11 protein-coding genes and 1 tRNA gene are annotated in these 15,380 nt (G+C 67.2%); 8 read left to right on the top strand and 4 right to left on the bottom strand.

The genetic code is table 11. The annotated features are described in order from the left end of the window. Positions 1–12: 12 nt before the first annotated feature. Positions 13–89, bottom strand: a tRNA-Arg gene (locus H7F51_RS11655). A gap of 61 nt (positions 90–150) precedes the next feature. Between H7F51_RS11655 and H7F51_RS11650 the strand changes: the two genes are divergently transcribed. From H7F51_RS11650 to H7F51_RS11640, 3 genes are read left to right on the top strand one after another with little or no spacing between them, the layout of a single operon-like run. Further along, on the top strand, positions 151–960 hold the full coding sequence (locus H7F51_RS11650; RefSeq protein ID WP_185664469.1) for a queuosine precursor transporter: 810 nt from the start codon (positions 151–153) through the stop codon (positions 958–960). A gap of 9 nt (positions 961–969) precedes the next feature. Beyond that, positions 970–2,055, top strand: a complete 1,086-nt coding sequence (gene recF, locus H7F51_RS11645) for a DNA replication/repair protein RecF (protein WP_185664468.1) — start codon at positions 970–972, stop codon at positions 2,053–2,055. Between the two features lie 31 nt (positions 2,056–2,086). Beyond that, a complete protein-coding gene (locus tag H7F51_RS11640) occupies positions 2,087–3,346 on the top strand; it encodes an MFS transporter (RefSeq protein WP_185664467.1) in 1,260 nt (419 codons plus the stop codon). Here H7F51_RS11640 and H7F51_RS11635 read toward each other — a convergent pair. Next, a complete protein-coding gene (locus tag H7F51_RS11635) occupies positions 3,336–4,043 on the bottom strand; it encodes an arylesterase (RefSeq protein ID WP_185664466.1) in 708 nt (235 codons plus the stop codon). The genes H7F51_RS11640 and H7F51_RS11635 overlap by 11 nt on opposite strands. Positions 4,044–4,088: 45 nt before the next feature. Here H7F51_RS11635 and H7F51_RS11630 point away from each other — a divergent pair, with 45 nt between their 5' ends. Both H7F51_RS11630 and H7F51_RS11625 read left to right on the top strand, forming a co-directional pair. Then, entirely contained in the window at positions 4,089–4,760 is a 672-nt protein-coding gene (locus H7F51_RS11630) for an ATP-binding cassette domain-containing protein (RefSeq protein ID WP_185664465.1), read from the top strand. Beyond that, entirely contained in the window at positions 4,757–7,294 is a 2,538-nt protein-coding gene (locus H7F51_RS11625) for an ABC transporter permease (RefSeq protein WP_343061276.1), read from the top strand. Before H7F51_RS11630 ends, H7F51_RS11625 begins: the two co-directional genes overlap by 4 nt. Positions 7,295–7,297: 3 nt before the next feature. Here the strand turns inward: H7F51_RS11625 and H7F51_RS11620 are convergent, their stop codons facing one another. Then, entirely contained in the window at positions 7,298–7,714 is a 417-nt protein-coding gene (locus H7F51_RS11620; protein ID WP_185664464.1) for a DUF805 domain-containing protein, read from the bottom strand. A 99-nt stretch (positions 7,715–7,813) separates the two neighbouring features. Between H7F51_RS11620 and H7F51_RS11615 the strand changes: the two genes are divergently transcribed. Then, positions 7,814–8,596, top strand: a complete 783-nt coding sequence (locus tag H7F51_RS11615) for a DUF7847 domain-containing protein (protein WP_185664463.1) — start codon at positions 7,814–7,816, stop codon at positions 8,594–8,596. Between the two features lie 69 nt (positions 8,597–8,665). Here the strand turns inward: H7F51_RS11615 and H7F51_RS11610 are convergent, their stop codons facing one another. Further along, positions 8,666–11,395: a TonB-dependent receptor gene (locus H7F51_RS11610; RefSeq protein WP_246448256.1), complete on the bottom strand. Its 2,730-nt coding sequence runs from the start codon at positions 11,393–11,395 to the stop codon at positions 8,666–8,668. A gap of 361 nt (positions 11,396–11,756) precedes the next feature. On the opposite strand from H7F51_RS11610, the gene typA reads away from it, so the two are divergent. After that, positions 11,757–13,583, top strand: a complete 1,827-nt coding sequence (gene typA, locus H7F51_RS11605; RefSeq protein ID WP_185664461.1) for a translational GTPase TypA — start codon at positions 11,757–11,759, stop codon at positions 13,581–13,583. Positions 13,584–13,644: 61 nt separating this feature from the next. After that, on the top strand, positions 13,645–15,261 hold the full coding sequence (locus H7F51_RS11600) for a hypothetical protein (protein ID WP_185664460.1): 1,617 nt from the start codon (positions 13,645–13,647) through the stop codon (positions 15,259–15,261). The last annotated feature ends 119 nt before the right edge of the window (positions 15,262–15,380 follow it).

Here is a 15,380-nt window from a genome sequence, read left to right as displayed (position 1 = left end):
TCCGGCGACTGGTGGCGCGCCCAGCAGGAGTCGAACCTGCGGCCTCAAGATTAGAAGTCTCGCGCTCTATCCAGCTGAGCTATGGGCGCGCGCCGGGCACGCTCATAAGCACGCTTTGCGCAATGCGCAAACGTCGATAGGCTCACGCGCATGGACGCACAGCCTCAATCCGATCTCGCCCGCATCGATGGTTCCGCCGGGGGCCGCCGCCACTTCCGCTATTTCGACTACATGATCGCCGCCTTCGTCGCGATTCTGTTGCTTTCCAACCTGATCGGCGCGGCCAAGCAGGCGGCGGTGACCCTGCCCGTGGTCGGCTCGATCACCTTCGGGGCGGGCGTGCTGTTCTTTCCGGTTTCCTATATTCTGGGCGACGTGCTGACCGAGGTCTATGGCTATGCCAACGCCCGGCGCTGCATCTGGGCCGGGTTCTTCGCCCTGCTGTTCATGGTGTTCATGGCTGTGGTCGTCGTGGCGATCCCGCCCAGCGCGGAATGGGCGCTTGCCTCCAACACCTATGAAATCATGGGACAAAAGGTGACTGCGCCGAACCAGGCGGCTTACGAATCGGTGTTCGGCCAGACCCCGCGGATCGTGTTCGCCTCGGTCGTCGCCTTCTGGGCGGGGGAGTTCGTCAATTCCTTCGTGCTGGCGCGGATGAAGGTGCTCACGCAGGGCAAGGCGCTGTGGAGCCGCACGATCGGGTCGACCATTTTCGGCGAAGGGGTCGACAGCGCGCTGTTCTATCCCCTCGCCTTTCTGGGCGCGGCGGGGTGGTCGACCCATGCCGTGGTGACGCTGGCGATTACCCAGTGGATCATCAAGACCGGCTGGGAAGTCCTGCTGACCCCGGTGACCTATCTGGTGGTTGGCTTCCTCAAGAAGCGCGAAGGGGTCGACGTCTTCGATACGGACACCGACTTCTCGCCGTTTGCAAAGGCGAGCGCTCCGGCGCAATAGCGCCTCGACATGGCGCTCGACCGCATTCTCCTTTCCCGCTTCCGCAACCACGCGGGGACCGCGCTTGACGGAACGGCGCGGTTCAACCTGCTGGTGGGCGAGAACGGGGCGGGCAAGACCAACGTGCTGGAGGCGCTATCCCTGTTCGCGCCGGGGCGCGGGCTGAGGCGAGCGCAACTCGCTGATATTGCAGCGAACGATGCGCCTGGCGGGTTCGCGGTGAGCGCCGAACTGGCGACGCGCGCGGGGCCGGTTCTGCTCGGCACCGGCACTTCGGCCGAGCGGCCGGGGCGGCGGATCGTGCAGGTCAACCGGGCCGAGGCACCGGCGGTGCGGCTGGGCGAATGGCTGGCGATCGGCTGGCTGACCCCGGCGATGGACCGCCTGTTCATGGAAGGGGCCGGCGCGCGGCGGCGGTTTCTGGACCGGCTGGTGCTGGCGCTGGAGCCCGAACATGCCCGCAATGCCGCGCGGCTGGAGGCTGCGCTGCGGGAGCGCAACCGGCTGCTGGCGGGCGATGCCGAGCCCGATCCGGCCTGGCTGGAAGCGCTCGAGGCCCAATTGGCAGAGGCCGGATCGCTGGTGGCCGAGGCGCGCGGGCGGCTGGTGCATCGGCTCTGCAACGCCCTTGCAACGCTGCCGCAAGCGCCCTTTGCCCGGCCGGACCTTGCTTATGCCCCCGGTGGGCCGCTGGGCCGGGAGGAACTGGCGGCGGCGCTGGCCGAAAGCCGCCGGAGAGACCGGGCGGCACAGCGCACGCTGGTCGGGCCGCACCGCGACGAACTGGTCGTGACCATGGCGGGCAAGGGGCAGCCGGCGGCGGAGAGTTCGACCGGCGAGCAGAAGGCCATGCTGATCGCGCTGACCCTCGCCCACGCCGGGCTCGATCAGGGCGAGCGGCCCGCGCTGCTCCTGCTTGACGAAGTGGCCGCCCATCTTGATCCGCTGCGGCGCGAGGCGCTGTTCGCCCGCTTGCGCGAGGGCCGCGCGCAGGTCTGGCTGACCGGGACCGAACTGGCGCCGTTCGAGGCGATCCTGCCGGAAGCGGCGGTCTGGCGGGTGGACGGCGGGACCGTAGCGCGGATTGCGACTTGAAACGCAGGCCCCCGCGCTGGCAGATGGGGGCATGACCCGCGCCCAGCGTTACCATCCGGCCTTCCTCGTCGTTGCCGTGACTTTCCTGGCCCTGCTGTTCTCGGCCGGGCTGCGCTCGGCGCCGGGCGTGCTGATGCTGCCGCTGGAGCTGCATTTCGGGTGGAGCCGGGCGACGATCTCGTTTTCCGCCGGGCTCGGCATTTTCCTCTACGGACTGGTCGGGCCCTTCGCGGCGGCGCTGATGATGAGTTTCGGCATTCGCCGGACCATGCTCTGCGGCCTGGCGCTGATGGCGGCGGCGACTTTCGTGAGCCGGTGGATGACCGCGCCGTGGCACTACGTGCTGACCTGGGGCGTGCTTTCCGGGATCGGCTCGGGGGCCGTGGCTTCAGTGCTGGGCGCTGCCGTGGTCAATCGCTGGTTCGCCACGCGGCAGGGGCTGGTGATGGGCATTCTCAGCGCCTCTACCGCGACCGGGGCGCTGATCTTCCTGCCGTTCCTCGCCTGGCTCTCGGCCAGCGGAGCCTGGCAGCCGGTGACGCTGGCGGTCAGCCTTGGCTGCGCGGCGCTGATCCCGCTGGTGGCCGTGCTGGTGCCCGAACACCCCGAGGACCGCGGCGCGCGGCGCTTTGGCGAGGCGGTGGATGCGCCGGCCGGGCTGGCCAGGCCCCCTGCCCCCAATCCCCTGCTCGCCCTCACCACGCTGGCCAAGGCCAGCCGCAATCCGACCTTCTGGCTGCTGGCGGGAACCTTCTTCGTCTGCGGGCTGACCACCAATGGCCTGGTCGGCACGCACATGATCCCGCTTTGCGGCGATCACGGGATCGGCCCGGTGGCCGCCGCCGGGCTGCTTTCGACCATGGGCCTGTTCGACCTTGTCGGCACGACCGCCTCGGGCTGGCTGACCGACCGCTACGACCCGCGCCGTTTGCTGGCGATCTATTACGGCTTTCGCGGGCTCTCGCTGGTGGTCCTGCCGTTTCTCGATTTCGGCGAGGTCAGCCTCGCGGTCTTTGCCGTGTTCTACGGGCTGGACTGGATCGCCACCGTGCCGCCGACGGTGAAGCTGTCGAACGCCGCCTTCCCCGGCGGCGAAGGGGCGATCGTGTTCGGCTGGGTGCTGGTGGCGCACCAAATCGGCGCGGCCTTCGCCGCCTTTGGCGCGGGCGTGGTGCGCGAAGTGACCGGGACCTATACCCCGGCCTTCGTGGTGGCGGGGAGCATGGCGGTGCTCGTCTCGCTGGTCTTCATCGTCGGATTCCGCCGCCCGGCGCGGCCCCTTACCGCTTAGGGATCGCGGCGGCCACCTGATCGGCCGTGGCGGCGACGATGGCATCCACTCCTTGCGGATTGGGGTGGATGTGGTCCTGCTGGATCAGGTCGGGCTTGCCGATCACCGGGGCAAGGAAAAACGGCACGAGCTTCGCGCCATAGGCCTTCGCAAGCTCGGGGTAGATCGGCTCGAACCGGGCCTTGAAATCGGGACCGAGGTTGGGCGGCGCCAGCATCCCCATGAGGAGGACCGGCACGCCCGCCGCCTTGGCCGCATCCAGCATCCGCGTGATGTTGGCGCGGGTTTCCTGCGGCGGCAGGGCGCGCAGCACGTCGTTGCCGCCAAATTCGATGATGACGAGATCGGGCTTTTGCGGCTGGCTCCTGAGCACGAAGGCGAAACGCTCGGCCCCGGCGCCGCTGGTATCGCCCGAGACCCCGGCATTGGTGATTTTCGCATTCACCCCGCGCGCGCGCAGCGTCGCTTCGAGCCGGGCAGGATAGGCCTCGGCCGGGTTGGCGAGGCCATGGCCGGCGAACAGACTGTCTCCCACGGCAAGCACATTGCGCGGCGCCCCCATGACCGGAAGCGTGTCCGATGCGGCCGCCGTGGCCGCGCTCGCGGCCTCGCCCGGCCCGCCTTCCGGGATCGGCGCGCCCTTGGAGCAGGCCGCCAGAACCAATGCGAGCGCGCCCGCTGTTACAACCCTGTACATTTTGCCTCCTTGCCGCACCGCACATAGCTATGTCATCCCCTGCTGGTGACAAGTCCCGCCATTCGCGCACGTGCGCTGACGCTGACCCTCGGCCAGACCGAAATCCTCAAGGGGATCGACCTCGAAGTCGGCTCCGGTGAAACTGTGGCCCTGCTCGGGCCCTCGGGCTCGGGCAAATCGAGCCTGATGGCCCTGCTGACCGGGCTGGAACAGGCGGGCGGCGGCAGCCTGGAGGTGGCGGGGGCGGACTTTTCCAATCTCGACGAGGACGCGCTGGCCCGTGCCCGGCGCGGGCGGATCGGGATCGTGCTTCAGGCCTTCCACCTGCTGCCGACCATGACCGCGCGCGAGAACGTGGCGACCCCGATGGAACTGGCGGGCATTTCCGACCCGTGGGAACGGGCGGCGGACGAACTGGCGGCCGTCGGCCTTGGCCACCGGCTCGATCACTATCCCGCGCAGCTTTCCGGCGGCGAGCAGCAGCGCGTGGCGATCGCCCGCGCGCTTGCCCCGCGCCCGCCCCTGCTGTTTGCCGACGAACCGACCGGTAACCTCGATGGCCATACCGGGGCGGCGATCATCGACCTGCTGTTTGCCCGCCGCGCCGAGACCGGCGCCACGCTGGTAATCATCACGCATGACCCCGACCTTGCGAAGCGCTGTGCGCGGATCGTGACCCTGGGCGACGGGCGGATCGTTTCGGACCATCCGGCGTGAGCGATGCTGCGGGGAACGGGGACCTGAGCTGGGGCGCCGCCTGGCGGATCGCGCGGCGCGACCTTTCCGCGCGGTTCAAGGGCCTGCGTCTCCTGCTGGTCTGCCTGTTCCTCGGCGTGGCGACGCTCGCGGCGATCGGGACGCTGACCGGATCGATCGAGCGTGAACTGGCGAGCCGGGGCCGCGCGATCCTTGGCGGCGACATCGGCGTGGAGGTGTGGCAGCGCGACCTGACCCCGGCCGAGCGCGGGGCGCTGGAGGCGCTGGGCACGGTCAGCAGCGGGACGCGGCTGCAGGCCATGGCCTCGGCCGGAGAACTCAACGCGCCGGTGCAATTGAAAGCGATCGACGCGAAATGGCCGCTGGTCGGCAGGCTGGTGCTGGAAGACGGGCGCGCGGTCGGCGCGCCGCCTGCGGGCGAGGCCTGGCTGGCCGAGGGCGCGGCGGCGCGGCTGGGCGTGGCCCCGGGCCAGACCATCTCGATCGCCGGGCAGACGCTCAAGGTCGGCGGGATCATCGAAGACGAGCCCGACCGGCTGGGCGAAGGCTTTGCCTTTGGCCCGCCGGTGATCGTGGACGCGGACTTTCCGGTGCGCGCCGGATTGACCGCGCCGGGATCGCAATTCCGCACCCGCGCGCGGGTAGCGTTCAATGCCGCCTACGATCCCGATGCGGTGGTGGAAAGCCTGAAGAAGCGCTTTCCCGCCGCCGGCTTCCAGTACCGCACGCGAGACAATGCCGCACCGGGGACCGAGCGCTTCGTCGGCCGGATGGGCGAGTTTCTGGTGCTGGTGGGCCTTGCGGCGCTGGTCATCGCCGGCATCGGGATCGGGCTGGGGGTGACCTCCTACCTCGACGGGCGGCGGCAATCGATCGCCACGCTCAAGGTGCTGGGCGCCACCAGCGCCGACATTGCCCGGATCACCCTGTTGCAAGTGGCCGCCGCCGCGCTGGCGGCGACGCTGGCAGGGCTGGTGGCGGGCCTGCTGGTGACGCCGCTGCTGGCCCGCGCGCTGGGCGACCTCTTGCCGGTGAACACCGGGCTCACGTTCGACCCGCTCGCCCTGCTGCGCGCGGCGGCCTACGGCCTGCTGGTGGCGCTGGTCTTCACCGCCCCGCCCCTGGCCCGTGCCCGCGCTTTTCCGGCCATGGCGCTGATGCGGGCGCGGGTCTCGCGTCTCGCCCTGCCCTGGCGCACGGCGCTGCTGCCGGTGGCGCTGGGTCTTGCCGCGATCGCGGGGCTGGCCATCGCCACGGCGGCCCAGCCGCTGGTGACGCTGTGGTTCCTCGCCGGGTCTGCCGGCGGGCTGGCTCTGCTCGCGGGGCTGGGACAAGTGCTGCGGCGCGGCCTTGCCCGCTTGCCGCGCCCGAAGAACCCGCTGCTGCGCGCCGGCCTTGCGAACCTCCACCGCCCCGGCGCGCCGACTGCCTCGCTGGTGACGGCACTGGGCTTCGGGCTATCGGCCTTCGTGCTGCTGGCGGCGGTGCAGTCCAGCCTCGATGCCAATATCGCGGCGCGCATTCCGCAGAAGGCTCCGGACTTCTTCGTCCTCGACGTGCCGCGCGACCGGGCGGGCGAGTTCAGGCAAGCGGTCGAGGCGACGGTGCCGGGGGCGAGCCTGCGGATGGTGCCCAACCTGCGCGGCTCGATTCTGGCCTATGGCCCGGCGGGCCGCATGACCCGCGTTGCCGACCTCAAGGAATTGCCCGAGGGCGCCTGGGCCCTGCGCGGCGAGCGCGGGCTGACCTATTCGGACGCGGTGCCAGAGGGCAACAGCGTGACCGCCGGGGCATGGTGGTCGAAGGACTATGCAGGGCCGCCGTTGGTCTCGGTCGACGAGAAGCTGGCCGAGGCGCTGGGACTGAAGCTGGGCGATCACCTGGCGGTGAGCCTGCTCGGCGTGGAGCGCGAGGTGACGATTGCCACGTTCCGGCGGATCGACTGGGACGCGATGGGCTTCAACTATGTGCTGGTGTTCAGCCCCAATGCCCTGGCCGATGCCCCGCACAACCTTGCCGCGACGATCGAGCTGCCCAAGGGCACGCGAACCGGGGGCCTGCTGCGGGCGCTGGTCAAGGCCTTTCCGGCGAGCAGCGTGATCGAGACCGGGGCGCTTTTGACCGAGGCGCGCGGATTGCTCGACCGGATGAGCGTGGCGATCCTCGCGGCTTCGTCCGTCGCCGTGCTGGCCGGGCTGGCGGTGCTGATGGGCGCGATCGCGGCGGCGCGGGCGACCCGCACTTATGACAGCGTGATCCTGCGGGTGATGGGGGCGAGCCGGGCCCAGATCCTGCTGATGCAACTGGGCGAATATGGCCTGCTGGCGGGGCTGCTGGCGTTGGTGGCCCTGCCGCTGGGATCGGCGATCGGCTGGGTGATCATCGTCAAGCAGTTCGAGTTCGACTGGCTGCCGGACTGGACCGAGGTGGCGGTGGTCCTCGGCGCCGGGCTGGCGCTGGTGCTGGCCTTTGCCCTTGCCGGCTCGCTGCCCCTGCTGCGGGCGCGGCCGGCGCGGGTGCTGCGCGAGCTTTAGGGTTCAGGTAAAGGCGTCGATGTCGGTCGGGTTCTTCGGGTCCGGGCCGAAGCGGTTGGGGCCGCGGGTGCCATTGAGGCAGAACATCACGAACAGGGCAAACCAGCCCAGCACCGGCACGAACATCAGCAGCAGGAGCCAGCCGGACCGGTCCTGATCATGCAGGCGGCGGACCGAGACGGCCAGGTTCGGGATGAAGTTGAGCAGCCAGAACAGGTTGCTGATCATCCCCGGCGCAGAATCGAACGAGGTGTAGAAGCCCGCGTATCCGGGATACCACGCGCCCGTGGTGCGGCCGAGAAAAGCGGCGAGCACGATCATCACCAGCCACTGGAACAGCGCGAAGAGCCAGAACTCCTTGCGGCGCGAGCGGCCGGTGAACTCCGCATAGCGGCGATAGGGCAGCAGCATCCATTCCATGGCAATTCTCCCTGCTTGCCGACAGGCATGCGAAATCGAGACTAGCTCCGATGATAAATTACGATATCGTGCCGCATTTCAAGTGGATGGGGCAATTTAATGACACGGTTCAGCATACGCGCCGTTCTTGGCAGAACATTCAGCATCATCGGAAAGTCGCTGACCAGCGTCGGTGTTCTCATCATCGGCACGCAATCGATCATGATGGCTATTCAGTTCGCCTTCATCCGCCCGATGATGATGAATGCCATGGCTGGGCCCGATTCCGCCTTGGGAATTTTTTCATCCGGCACTTACTGGTTCGTGCTGATCGCAAGCTTCGGGCTTTTCAGCATACTGTTCGCCAGCGCCACGCATGGCTTCCTGATAACCGGCGAGGGTAAGCGCGCCGAATTTGCCGATTGCCTGCGCACCGGGATATACAAGGCCTTGCCGGTGTTCGCGCTGATGCTGCTTTGGGCCCTCGGCGTGTGGGTGGGCATGATCCTGTTGATAGTGCCCGGCTTGATCCTGATGACCATGTGGAGCGTGTCCCTCCCCTCATTGGTTTCGGGAGACTCCGGGGTAATCGGCAGCTTTGGACGCAGCCGCGAGTTGACCAAGGGATCACGCTGGAAAATCTTCGCGCTCATCCTGTTGTTCGCCGTTGTTTATTACGTCCTGTATTTCACCCTGATGGGGGCAGTCGTCAGCGGGGTCAGGCCCGGCGAGCTTTCCGCCGCGATGGCGGCATCCATGTCGCCGGCCATGCTTGCCGGATCGCTCATCCTCACGACAGTCATGCTGTTCCTCTTCCCGGCCCTGCTTACTTCCATTTATCTGGAAACGACACGTGGCCGGGCCGGTTCGATGGGTGAGCCCCTCGAAGAGGTTTTCGCCTGATCTGACTGACACCCTTCGCAAAAAGGGGGCCGAGAGGCCCCCTTTTTTCATTTTACGGCAGGCGCCGTTTCAGAACCGGTAGCGGGCCGAGACGCCGTATGTGCGCGGTTCGCTGGGATAGCCGGAGATCGAGCCGACCTGGACCGGCGAGTCGAAGATCTGCAGGATCGTGCGGTTGTTGAGCACGTTGCGGCCCCAGACCGCGACTTCGATCCCGTTCGCCATGGCATAGGTCAGCGAAGCGTTGAGCAGGTTGATCTCCTGCTTGCGGCTGGTCGAGGCGGCGATCGCATCGGCATAGGGGTTGGGCAGGAGCGCGCCGGTCACCGGGTCCTTGCGGATCAGGTTGGGCAGGCCTTCCACCAGCGCGAAGGGCGCTTCGTAGTGGAAGTCGGCGTGGAGGATAAGGTGATCGCCGCCATCCCCCACCGGCTGCTTCCATTCGCCGCCGATCGTGGCCGAAAGCGGGCTGATCCCGGCCGGGCGGGTGCCGGTGAGGTCACCCACGCCCGAGAGCACGAAGCTGTCGTACTTGGGATCGAGGTAGGTCACGCCGGCGGTGATGGTCAGTTCCTCGCTCGGCTTGACCATGCCCTCGAACTCGATGCCGAAGGTGGACTGCTTGCCCGCGTTGACGAGGACGAAGCCGGTGCCGGTGAAGAGGTTGGACTGGAAGCCCTTGATGGTCTGCTTGAAGACGGCGAGGTTGAGCGTGGCGATGCCCCAGTTGGCCTTCATCCCGGCCTCGAACACCTGCGAATCCTCGGGCCCGGCATAGCGGCTGCCGGCCGAGAGATTGTTGAGGCGCAGCGCGGTATAGGCCGAATTGGTCATGATCGTGGTGAGATCGCCCGCAGTCGGCCGGCTGTCGCGCGAGAGGTTGACCGAGGCCGCCTTGTAGCCGGTGGCATAGCTCGCATAGAGGTTGATCTGGTCGGTCAGGTCATAGGCGAGGCGCGCGGTGTAGTTCCAGTGGCCGCCCTTCACCTTCCCGTTCTCGACCGCGTTGGGCAGGTTGAGGAACGGCGGGAGAAACTGCAGCGCGCTGAGCGCCTGGAGCTTGGGCACCGTGGCCTGGGCCGCCGGGACGATCCCGCCAAGGTAGGTCGCCTGATTGGCCCCGATCCATTGCAGCACGGTGAGGGGATTGGCGGAATTGGCGAAGGCCGGGCCGCTGGCGATGTTGAAGGCCACGGTGTTCACCGTGTTGTCGTAATAGATGCCCTTGGCGGTGCAGCCGTTGGCAGGAGTGACCCCGGAGCAATAGTAGCTCGAAAGCGGCAGGGCCGAGAAGAACTCGGTCGAGAGGCTGTTCGTCTGGAAGGTCTTGCTGTCGTGCGTGTAGTTGAGCCCGCCGGTAACGGTGAGGCGCGGCGCCACTTCGAAATCGACCTGGCTGAAGATCGAGTAGCTCTCATCAGCCAGGTGATAGTTCTCGGTGAAACCCGTGCCCGGGGCGAAGGACTTTCCGACATAGGCGGCCGGGTTGCCGGTCGAGGCGTTGCCGAGGATCTGTTCGACCTGCGCCAGCGTGAAGGGCGCGCCGAGCGAGGTCGAAAGGCCGGTAATCAGCTGGTCGGCATAGGAGCGGAACTGCGTGCCGAGGTAGAGCTCGTTGTGCTGGTTGATCTTCTCGTTGAAATAGAACGCACCGAGCAGGGCATTCACCGGGCCGTCCCAATCGGTCGACAGGCGCAGTTCCTGCGTGAAGGTGTCGATATTGAGGTCCTGGTAGTTCCGGCCGAGCAGGTCCGCCTTGCTGAAGTCGGAGTCCTGGTTGGTGATCGCGTGAGTCTTGCGATAGGCCGTGATCGAGGTCAGCTTGAGCGGCCCCATCCGGTAGTCGATCTGCCCCGACGCGCCGTAATTGTCGATCTTGTTGCTCGACGGGATGTTGTAGGCGACCGTGTCGGCGAAGGGATTGGCCGGGTCGGACAATTGCCCGCCAAGGGCCTGCACCACCTGCGATGAGCCCTGCGTAGGCGAGGACCGCTGGAGATTGACCACGGCGCAGCACAGCTCGTCGATCCGCCCATAGTCCCCGATCAGGCGGACCTTGAGGTCGCTCGACGGCTTGAACAGCAACTGCCCGCGCACGAACCAGCGATTGCGCTCGTTGGTCTTGGTGCCCGAGCCGGTGTCGGTCACATAGCCGTCGCGCCGGTTGTAGCCGCCGGCGATGCTGGCCGCGACGGTTTCCGAGAGCGGGCCGGTGACAACGCCCTTGAGCAATACGGCATTGAAATTGCCGTAGCTCGCCTCGACATTGCCGCCGAGCGTGAACTGCGGTTCCCTCGTCACCAGCGAGATGACGCCGGCCGAGGCGTTCTTGCCGAACAGGGTCGATTGCGGGCCGCGCAGGACCTCGATCCGCGAGACGTCGGGCAGGTCGGCGATCATCGAGGCCGAGCGCGAACGATAGACCCCATCGACGAAGAGGCCGACCGAGGGCTCGATCCCAGCGTTGTTGGCGCCGTTGCCGAAACCGCGGATGTAGAAATTGGTGTTTGCCGAGCTTTGCAGCTGGTTGACCCGCAACGAGGGCACGACCGTGGACAGGTCGCGGATGTCGCGGATATGGGCGCGCTCGATCGTCTCGGCGGTAGTGACCGAGACGGCGACCGGCACGTCCTGCAGGGTCTGCTCGCGCTTGGTGGCGGTGACCACGATCTCGTTGCCGGTGGCTTCTTCGGGATTGTCGGCCGCGGGCTGGGCCTCTTCCTGAGCCACTTCCTGTGCCCGGGCGAGGCCCGATACAGAAAGCCCCAGCACGGCGGCGGAACCCAACAGCGACTTCAAGAGAACGGAGCCCGCTTGCGAACCCCGGTTGCCAATATTTGCGCCCGACATGATCAGCCCTCTCACTTCAGGACAACATCCGGGCATCCATGTAACACGCGACCCGGCGTGCCTGTTTTACTGATACCTTCATAGATTTGCCGCCCGAATCCGGCAATTGCAATTGCGGCAATCGGTTGGCGGCGGAATGCATTCCCTGCATACGTTGCAGAATCGCCACAGGCCCCGCCCGCCGCCGCGATGAGATCACTGCAAGCGCGCGGTTGCGCGAATCCCGGCATTGGGGTAGGGGCGCGGCGATTGTTGCGTCGCAGCGAAACTGCGACCCCCCTTCTCCCTGTTCGGAAAGCCCGCGCCTCTCATGTCCGCCAACCTGCGCAATATCGCGATCATCGCTCACGTCGACCACGGCAAGACCACGCTGGTCGACCAGCTTTTCCGCCAGTCCGGCACCTTCCGCGACAACCAGCGGGTGGAAGAGCGGGCGATGGACTCGAACGACCTCGAAAAGGAACGCGGGATCACCATTCTCGCCAAGCCGACCTCGATCGAGTGGAACGGCACGCGGATCAACATCGTCGACACCCCCGGCCACGCCGACTTCGGCGGCGAGGTGGAACGCATCCTCTCGATGGTCGACGGCGTGATCCTGCTGGTCGACAGCTCGGAAGGCGCCATGCCGCAGACCAAGTTCGTCACCGGCAAGGCGCTCGCGCTCGGTCTCAAGCCGATCGTGGTCGTCAACAAGGTCGACCGTCCGGACGAGCGCATCCAGGAAGTGCTGGACGAGGTGTTCGACCTCTTCGTCACCCTTGAAGCCAACGATGAACAGCTGGACTTCCCGGTGCTCTATGCCTCGGGCCGCAACGGCTATGCCAGCACCGACCCGGACCGCCGCGAAGGCACGCTGGAGCCGATGTTCCAGAAGATCGTCGACCACGTGCCGCCGCCCAGCCTCGATGCCGATGCGCCGTTCAGCTTCCTCGTGACGCTGCTCGACCGTGACAACTTCCTCGGCCGCGTGCTGACCGGCCGCGTCCAGTCGGGCACGGTCAAAGCCAACCAGCCGATCCACGCGCTCGACATGGATGGCAAGGTGATCGAGACCGGCCGCGCCTCCAAGATCATGGCCTTCCGCGGCCTTGACCGGGTACCGGTGGACGAAGCCCGCGCCGGCGACATCATCAGCCTTGCCGGCCTTGCCGTGGCGACCGTGGCCAACACCATTGCCGACACTTCGGTTTCCGTGCCGATCAAGGCCCAGCCGATCGACCCGCCGACCCTGTCGATGCGCTTTGCCGTGAACGACAGCCCGATGGCCGGTCGCGAGGGCGACAAGGTGACCAGCCGCATGATCCGCGATCGCCTGATGCGCGAAGCGGAATCGAACGTGGCGATCAAGGTCACCGAAAGCGCCGACAAGGACAGCTTCGAGGTTGCCGGTCGCGGCGAACTGCAGCTGGGCGTGCTGATCGAAACGATGCGCCGCGAAGGCTTCGAGCTGGGCATCAGCCGCCCGCGCGTGCTGTTCCAGAAGGACGAGGACGGCCAGCGCACCGAGCCTTATGAAACCGTGGTGATCGACGTGGACGACGAGCACTCGGGCACGGTCGTCGACAAGATGAACCAGCGCAAGGCGGAAATGACCGACATGCGCCCCTCGGGCGGCGGCAAGACCCGCATCACCTTCTCGGCCCCCTCGCGCGGGCTGATCGGCTACCACGGCGAGTTCCTTTCGGACACGCGCGGCACCGGCATCATGAACCGGCTGTTCGAAAAGTATGGCCCCCACAAGGGCGCCATCGAAGGCCGCCAGAATGGCGTGCTGATCTCCAACGGGACCGGCGAGGCCGTGGGCTATGCCCTCAACAGCCTTGAAGAGCGCGGCATCCTGTTCGTCCGCCCGCAGGACAAGATCTACGAGGGCATGATCATCGGCGAAAACGCCAAGCCCGACGATCTCGAAGTCAACCCGATGAAGTCCAAGCAGCTGACGAACTTCCGTTCAACCGGCAAGGACGACGCGATCCGCCTGACCCCGCCGAAGATCATGACGCTGGAACAGGCCATCGCCTATATCGACGACGACGAAATGGTCGAGGTGACGCCCAAGACCATCCGCCTGCGCAAGGCGATCCTTGATCCGAACGAGCGCAAGAAGGCGAGCCGCAAGAAAGAAGCGGCGTAACGATTACCCAAAAGGCCCGGAAGGCATTAAGCTTTCCGGGCCTTTTTGTTAGTGGGGGACTGTGGCGCACAAGACCGGGAGCAGCGAGGGATCAGGGCAGGACCGCCGGACGAACGGCCGATCCGTCCTGCGCCGCGCCGCCGAAAGCCTCGCCGCACCCCGCGAGCCGGCCGACCGCCGCGCGATCCTGATCGCCCTGGGCATCGGCCTAGTCATCGCCGCGCTGATCTTCGCCCGCGCCCTGCTGACGGCGGACGGCTATCTTTCGCCGGATTCGATGAACTACCTCGCCCTCGCCGCGAACCTCGATCGCGGCCTCGGCTTCACCGTGCAGAACGAGGGCTTCTTCCCGGCCCATTTCGAGCGCTTCGCCATCTGGCCGGTCGGCTATCCGCTCGGCATCTCGCTCGCCGCGCGGCTGAGCGGGCTCTCACCGTTCCTCGCCGCCAAGGTGCTGGGCGCGCTGATGGCGCTCGCCTGCACCGGCATGGTCGCGCGCGCCGGGGGGCGGACCGGCTGGGTGCTGGCCCTGCCCTTCGCCTTTGCCGCCGCGCTGGAGATCTTTTCCTATAGCTGGAGCGAGGTGCCGTTCATCTTCTTCCTCGTCTGCGCGGCCCTGCTGCTGGCGCGGATCATCGGTGAGCGGCAGGCGAACACCCCGCCGCGCGCCCTGTTTCTGGCACTCTGCTCTCTCGGGCTGTTTCTTTCGCGCTATGTCGGGGCCTTCGCCGTGGCGCTGCCGGGGCTTGCCGCGCTGATCGGAGCGATCCGGCGGGACCGGCGGGCCGTGCTGGTCAACGCCGCCCTGTTCCTAGCCTCCGCCGGGTTCATCGCGCTCTATCTGCGCAGCAACGCCGCGGCGACCGGTTATGCCACCGGAATGCCCCGCATTCCTGCGCTCGACACGCCGTGGCACCGCCTCCAGACCCTGCTGACTGCCCTTGGCGACGCGGCGATCCTGCCGGTCGGCGGGGTGTGGGACAAGTTGCCGGACTTTGCCCCGCGCCTGTTCACCAGCCCGGCGGGTTGGCTCGCACTGGCGCAGCTGGCCGCATTCGTCTGGTTGGGCGCGATCATCGCGCGGCGCCATCCGCGCCCCTTGCGCGGGATGCGGGTCGACGGTCTGGCCCTCTCCTTCCTGACCGTGGGCACGGCCTACCTCGGCGCGATCATCGCGCTGCGCTGGACCAACGAGTTCGATCCCTACAACTTCCGCCTGCTCGGCCCCGGCACCCTGCTGGTCACCATCGGCCTGCTGCGCGCGGCGCTGGTCTCATGGCCCGGGGCAACCCGGCAGATCGCGCTGCTGGCGGCGACTGCGGCAGCCTGTTCCTGCCTGGTTGCCGTCTGGCCGTTGCTCACGCGCCCCATATCCCGCTATTCCGCGACGGTCAGGGCCGTGCGGCAGCACTATCGCGCGGTGCCCGGCGGGGCCATCGTCGTGTTCGGCAGCGACCACCTGCATTACCTGCGGCCGGACCTCTACCTCGCCGAACCGCTGTGCGAGCCGTGGTTCGACGAACGCGAAAGCTGGAGCCGGTTCATGGCCGAGATCGACCATCGCCGCCCGATCTTCGTCGACATGACCGGCCACGCCCTGAGCACGGGCGGCTGCCTCCCCTCGGTGCCGGCTGCGCTGGAGGGCCGCAAGCCCGGCGAGCTGTTTCGCCTGCCTTGAGACATTCACCTTCACGCCTGAAAACCTGAACGAAAGCTGCCAAGCCGCCTCGACACCCGTTCAGCTTCGCAAGCCTAAAGATGAACTCAACGGCGAATCAGGGAAGGCAGAGGGCCTTC

It is taken from the genome of Novosphingobium flavum, from assembly GCF_014230315.1.
GTDB classification, from domain to species: domain Bacteria; phylum Pseudomonadota; class Alphaproteobacteria; order Sphingomonadales; family Sphingomonadaceae; genus Novosphingobium; species Novosphingobium flavum.
Note: the sequence above shows the minus strand (reverse complement) of the source record. Positions and strands in the feature narration are given on the sequence as shown.

Coding starts and splice junctions, on each gene's coding strand:
- H7F51_RS11650 (WP_185664469.1), top strand. CDS start 151: ATGGACGCACAGCCTCAATCCGATCTCGCCCGCATCGATGGTTCCGCC.
- H7F51_RS11640 (WP_185664467.1), top strand. CDS start 2,087: ATGACCCGCGCCCAGCGTTACCATCCGGCCTTCCTCGTCGTTGCCGTG.
- H7F51_RS11615 (WP_185664463.1), top strand. CDS start 7,814: ATGACACGGTTCAGCATACGCGCCGTTCTTGGCAGAACATTCAGCATC.
- typA (WP_185664461.1), top strand. CDS start 11,757: ATGTCCGCCAACCTGCGCAATATCGCGATCATCGCTCACGTCGACCAC.
- recF (WP_185664468.1), top strand. CDS start 970: ATGGCGCTCGACCGCATTCTCCTTTCCCGCTTCCGCAACCACGCGGGG.
- H7F51_RS11635 (WP_185664466.1), bottom strand. CDS start 4,043: ATGTACAGGGTTGTAACAGCGGGCGCGCTCGCATTGGTTCTGGCGGCC.
- H7F51_RS11620 (WP_185664464.1), bottom strand. CDS start 7,714: ATGGAATGGATGCTGCTGCCCTATCGCCGCTATGCGGAGTTCACCGGC.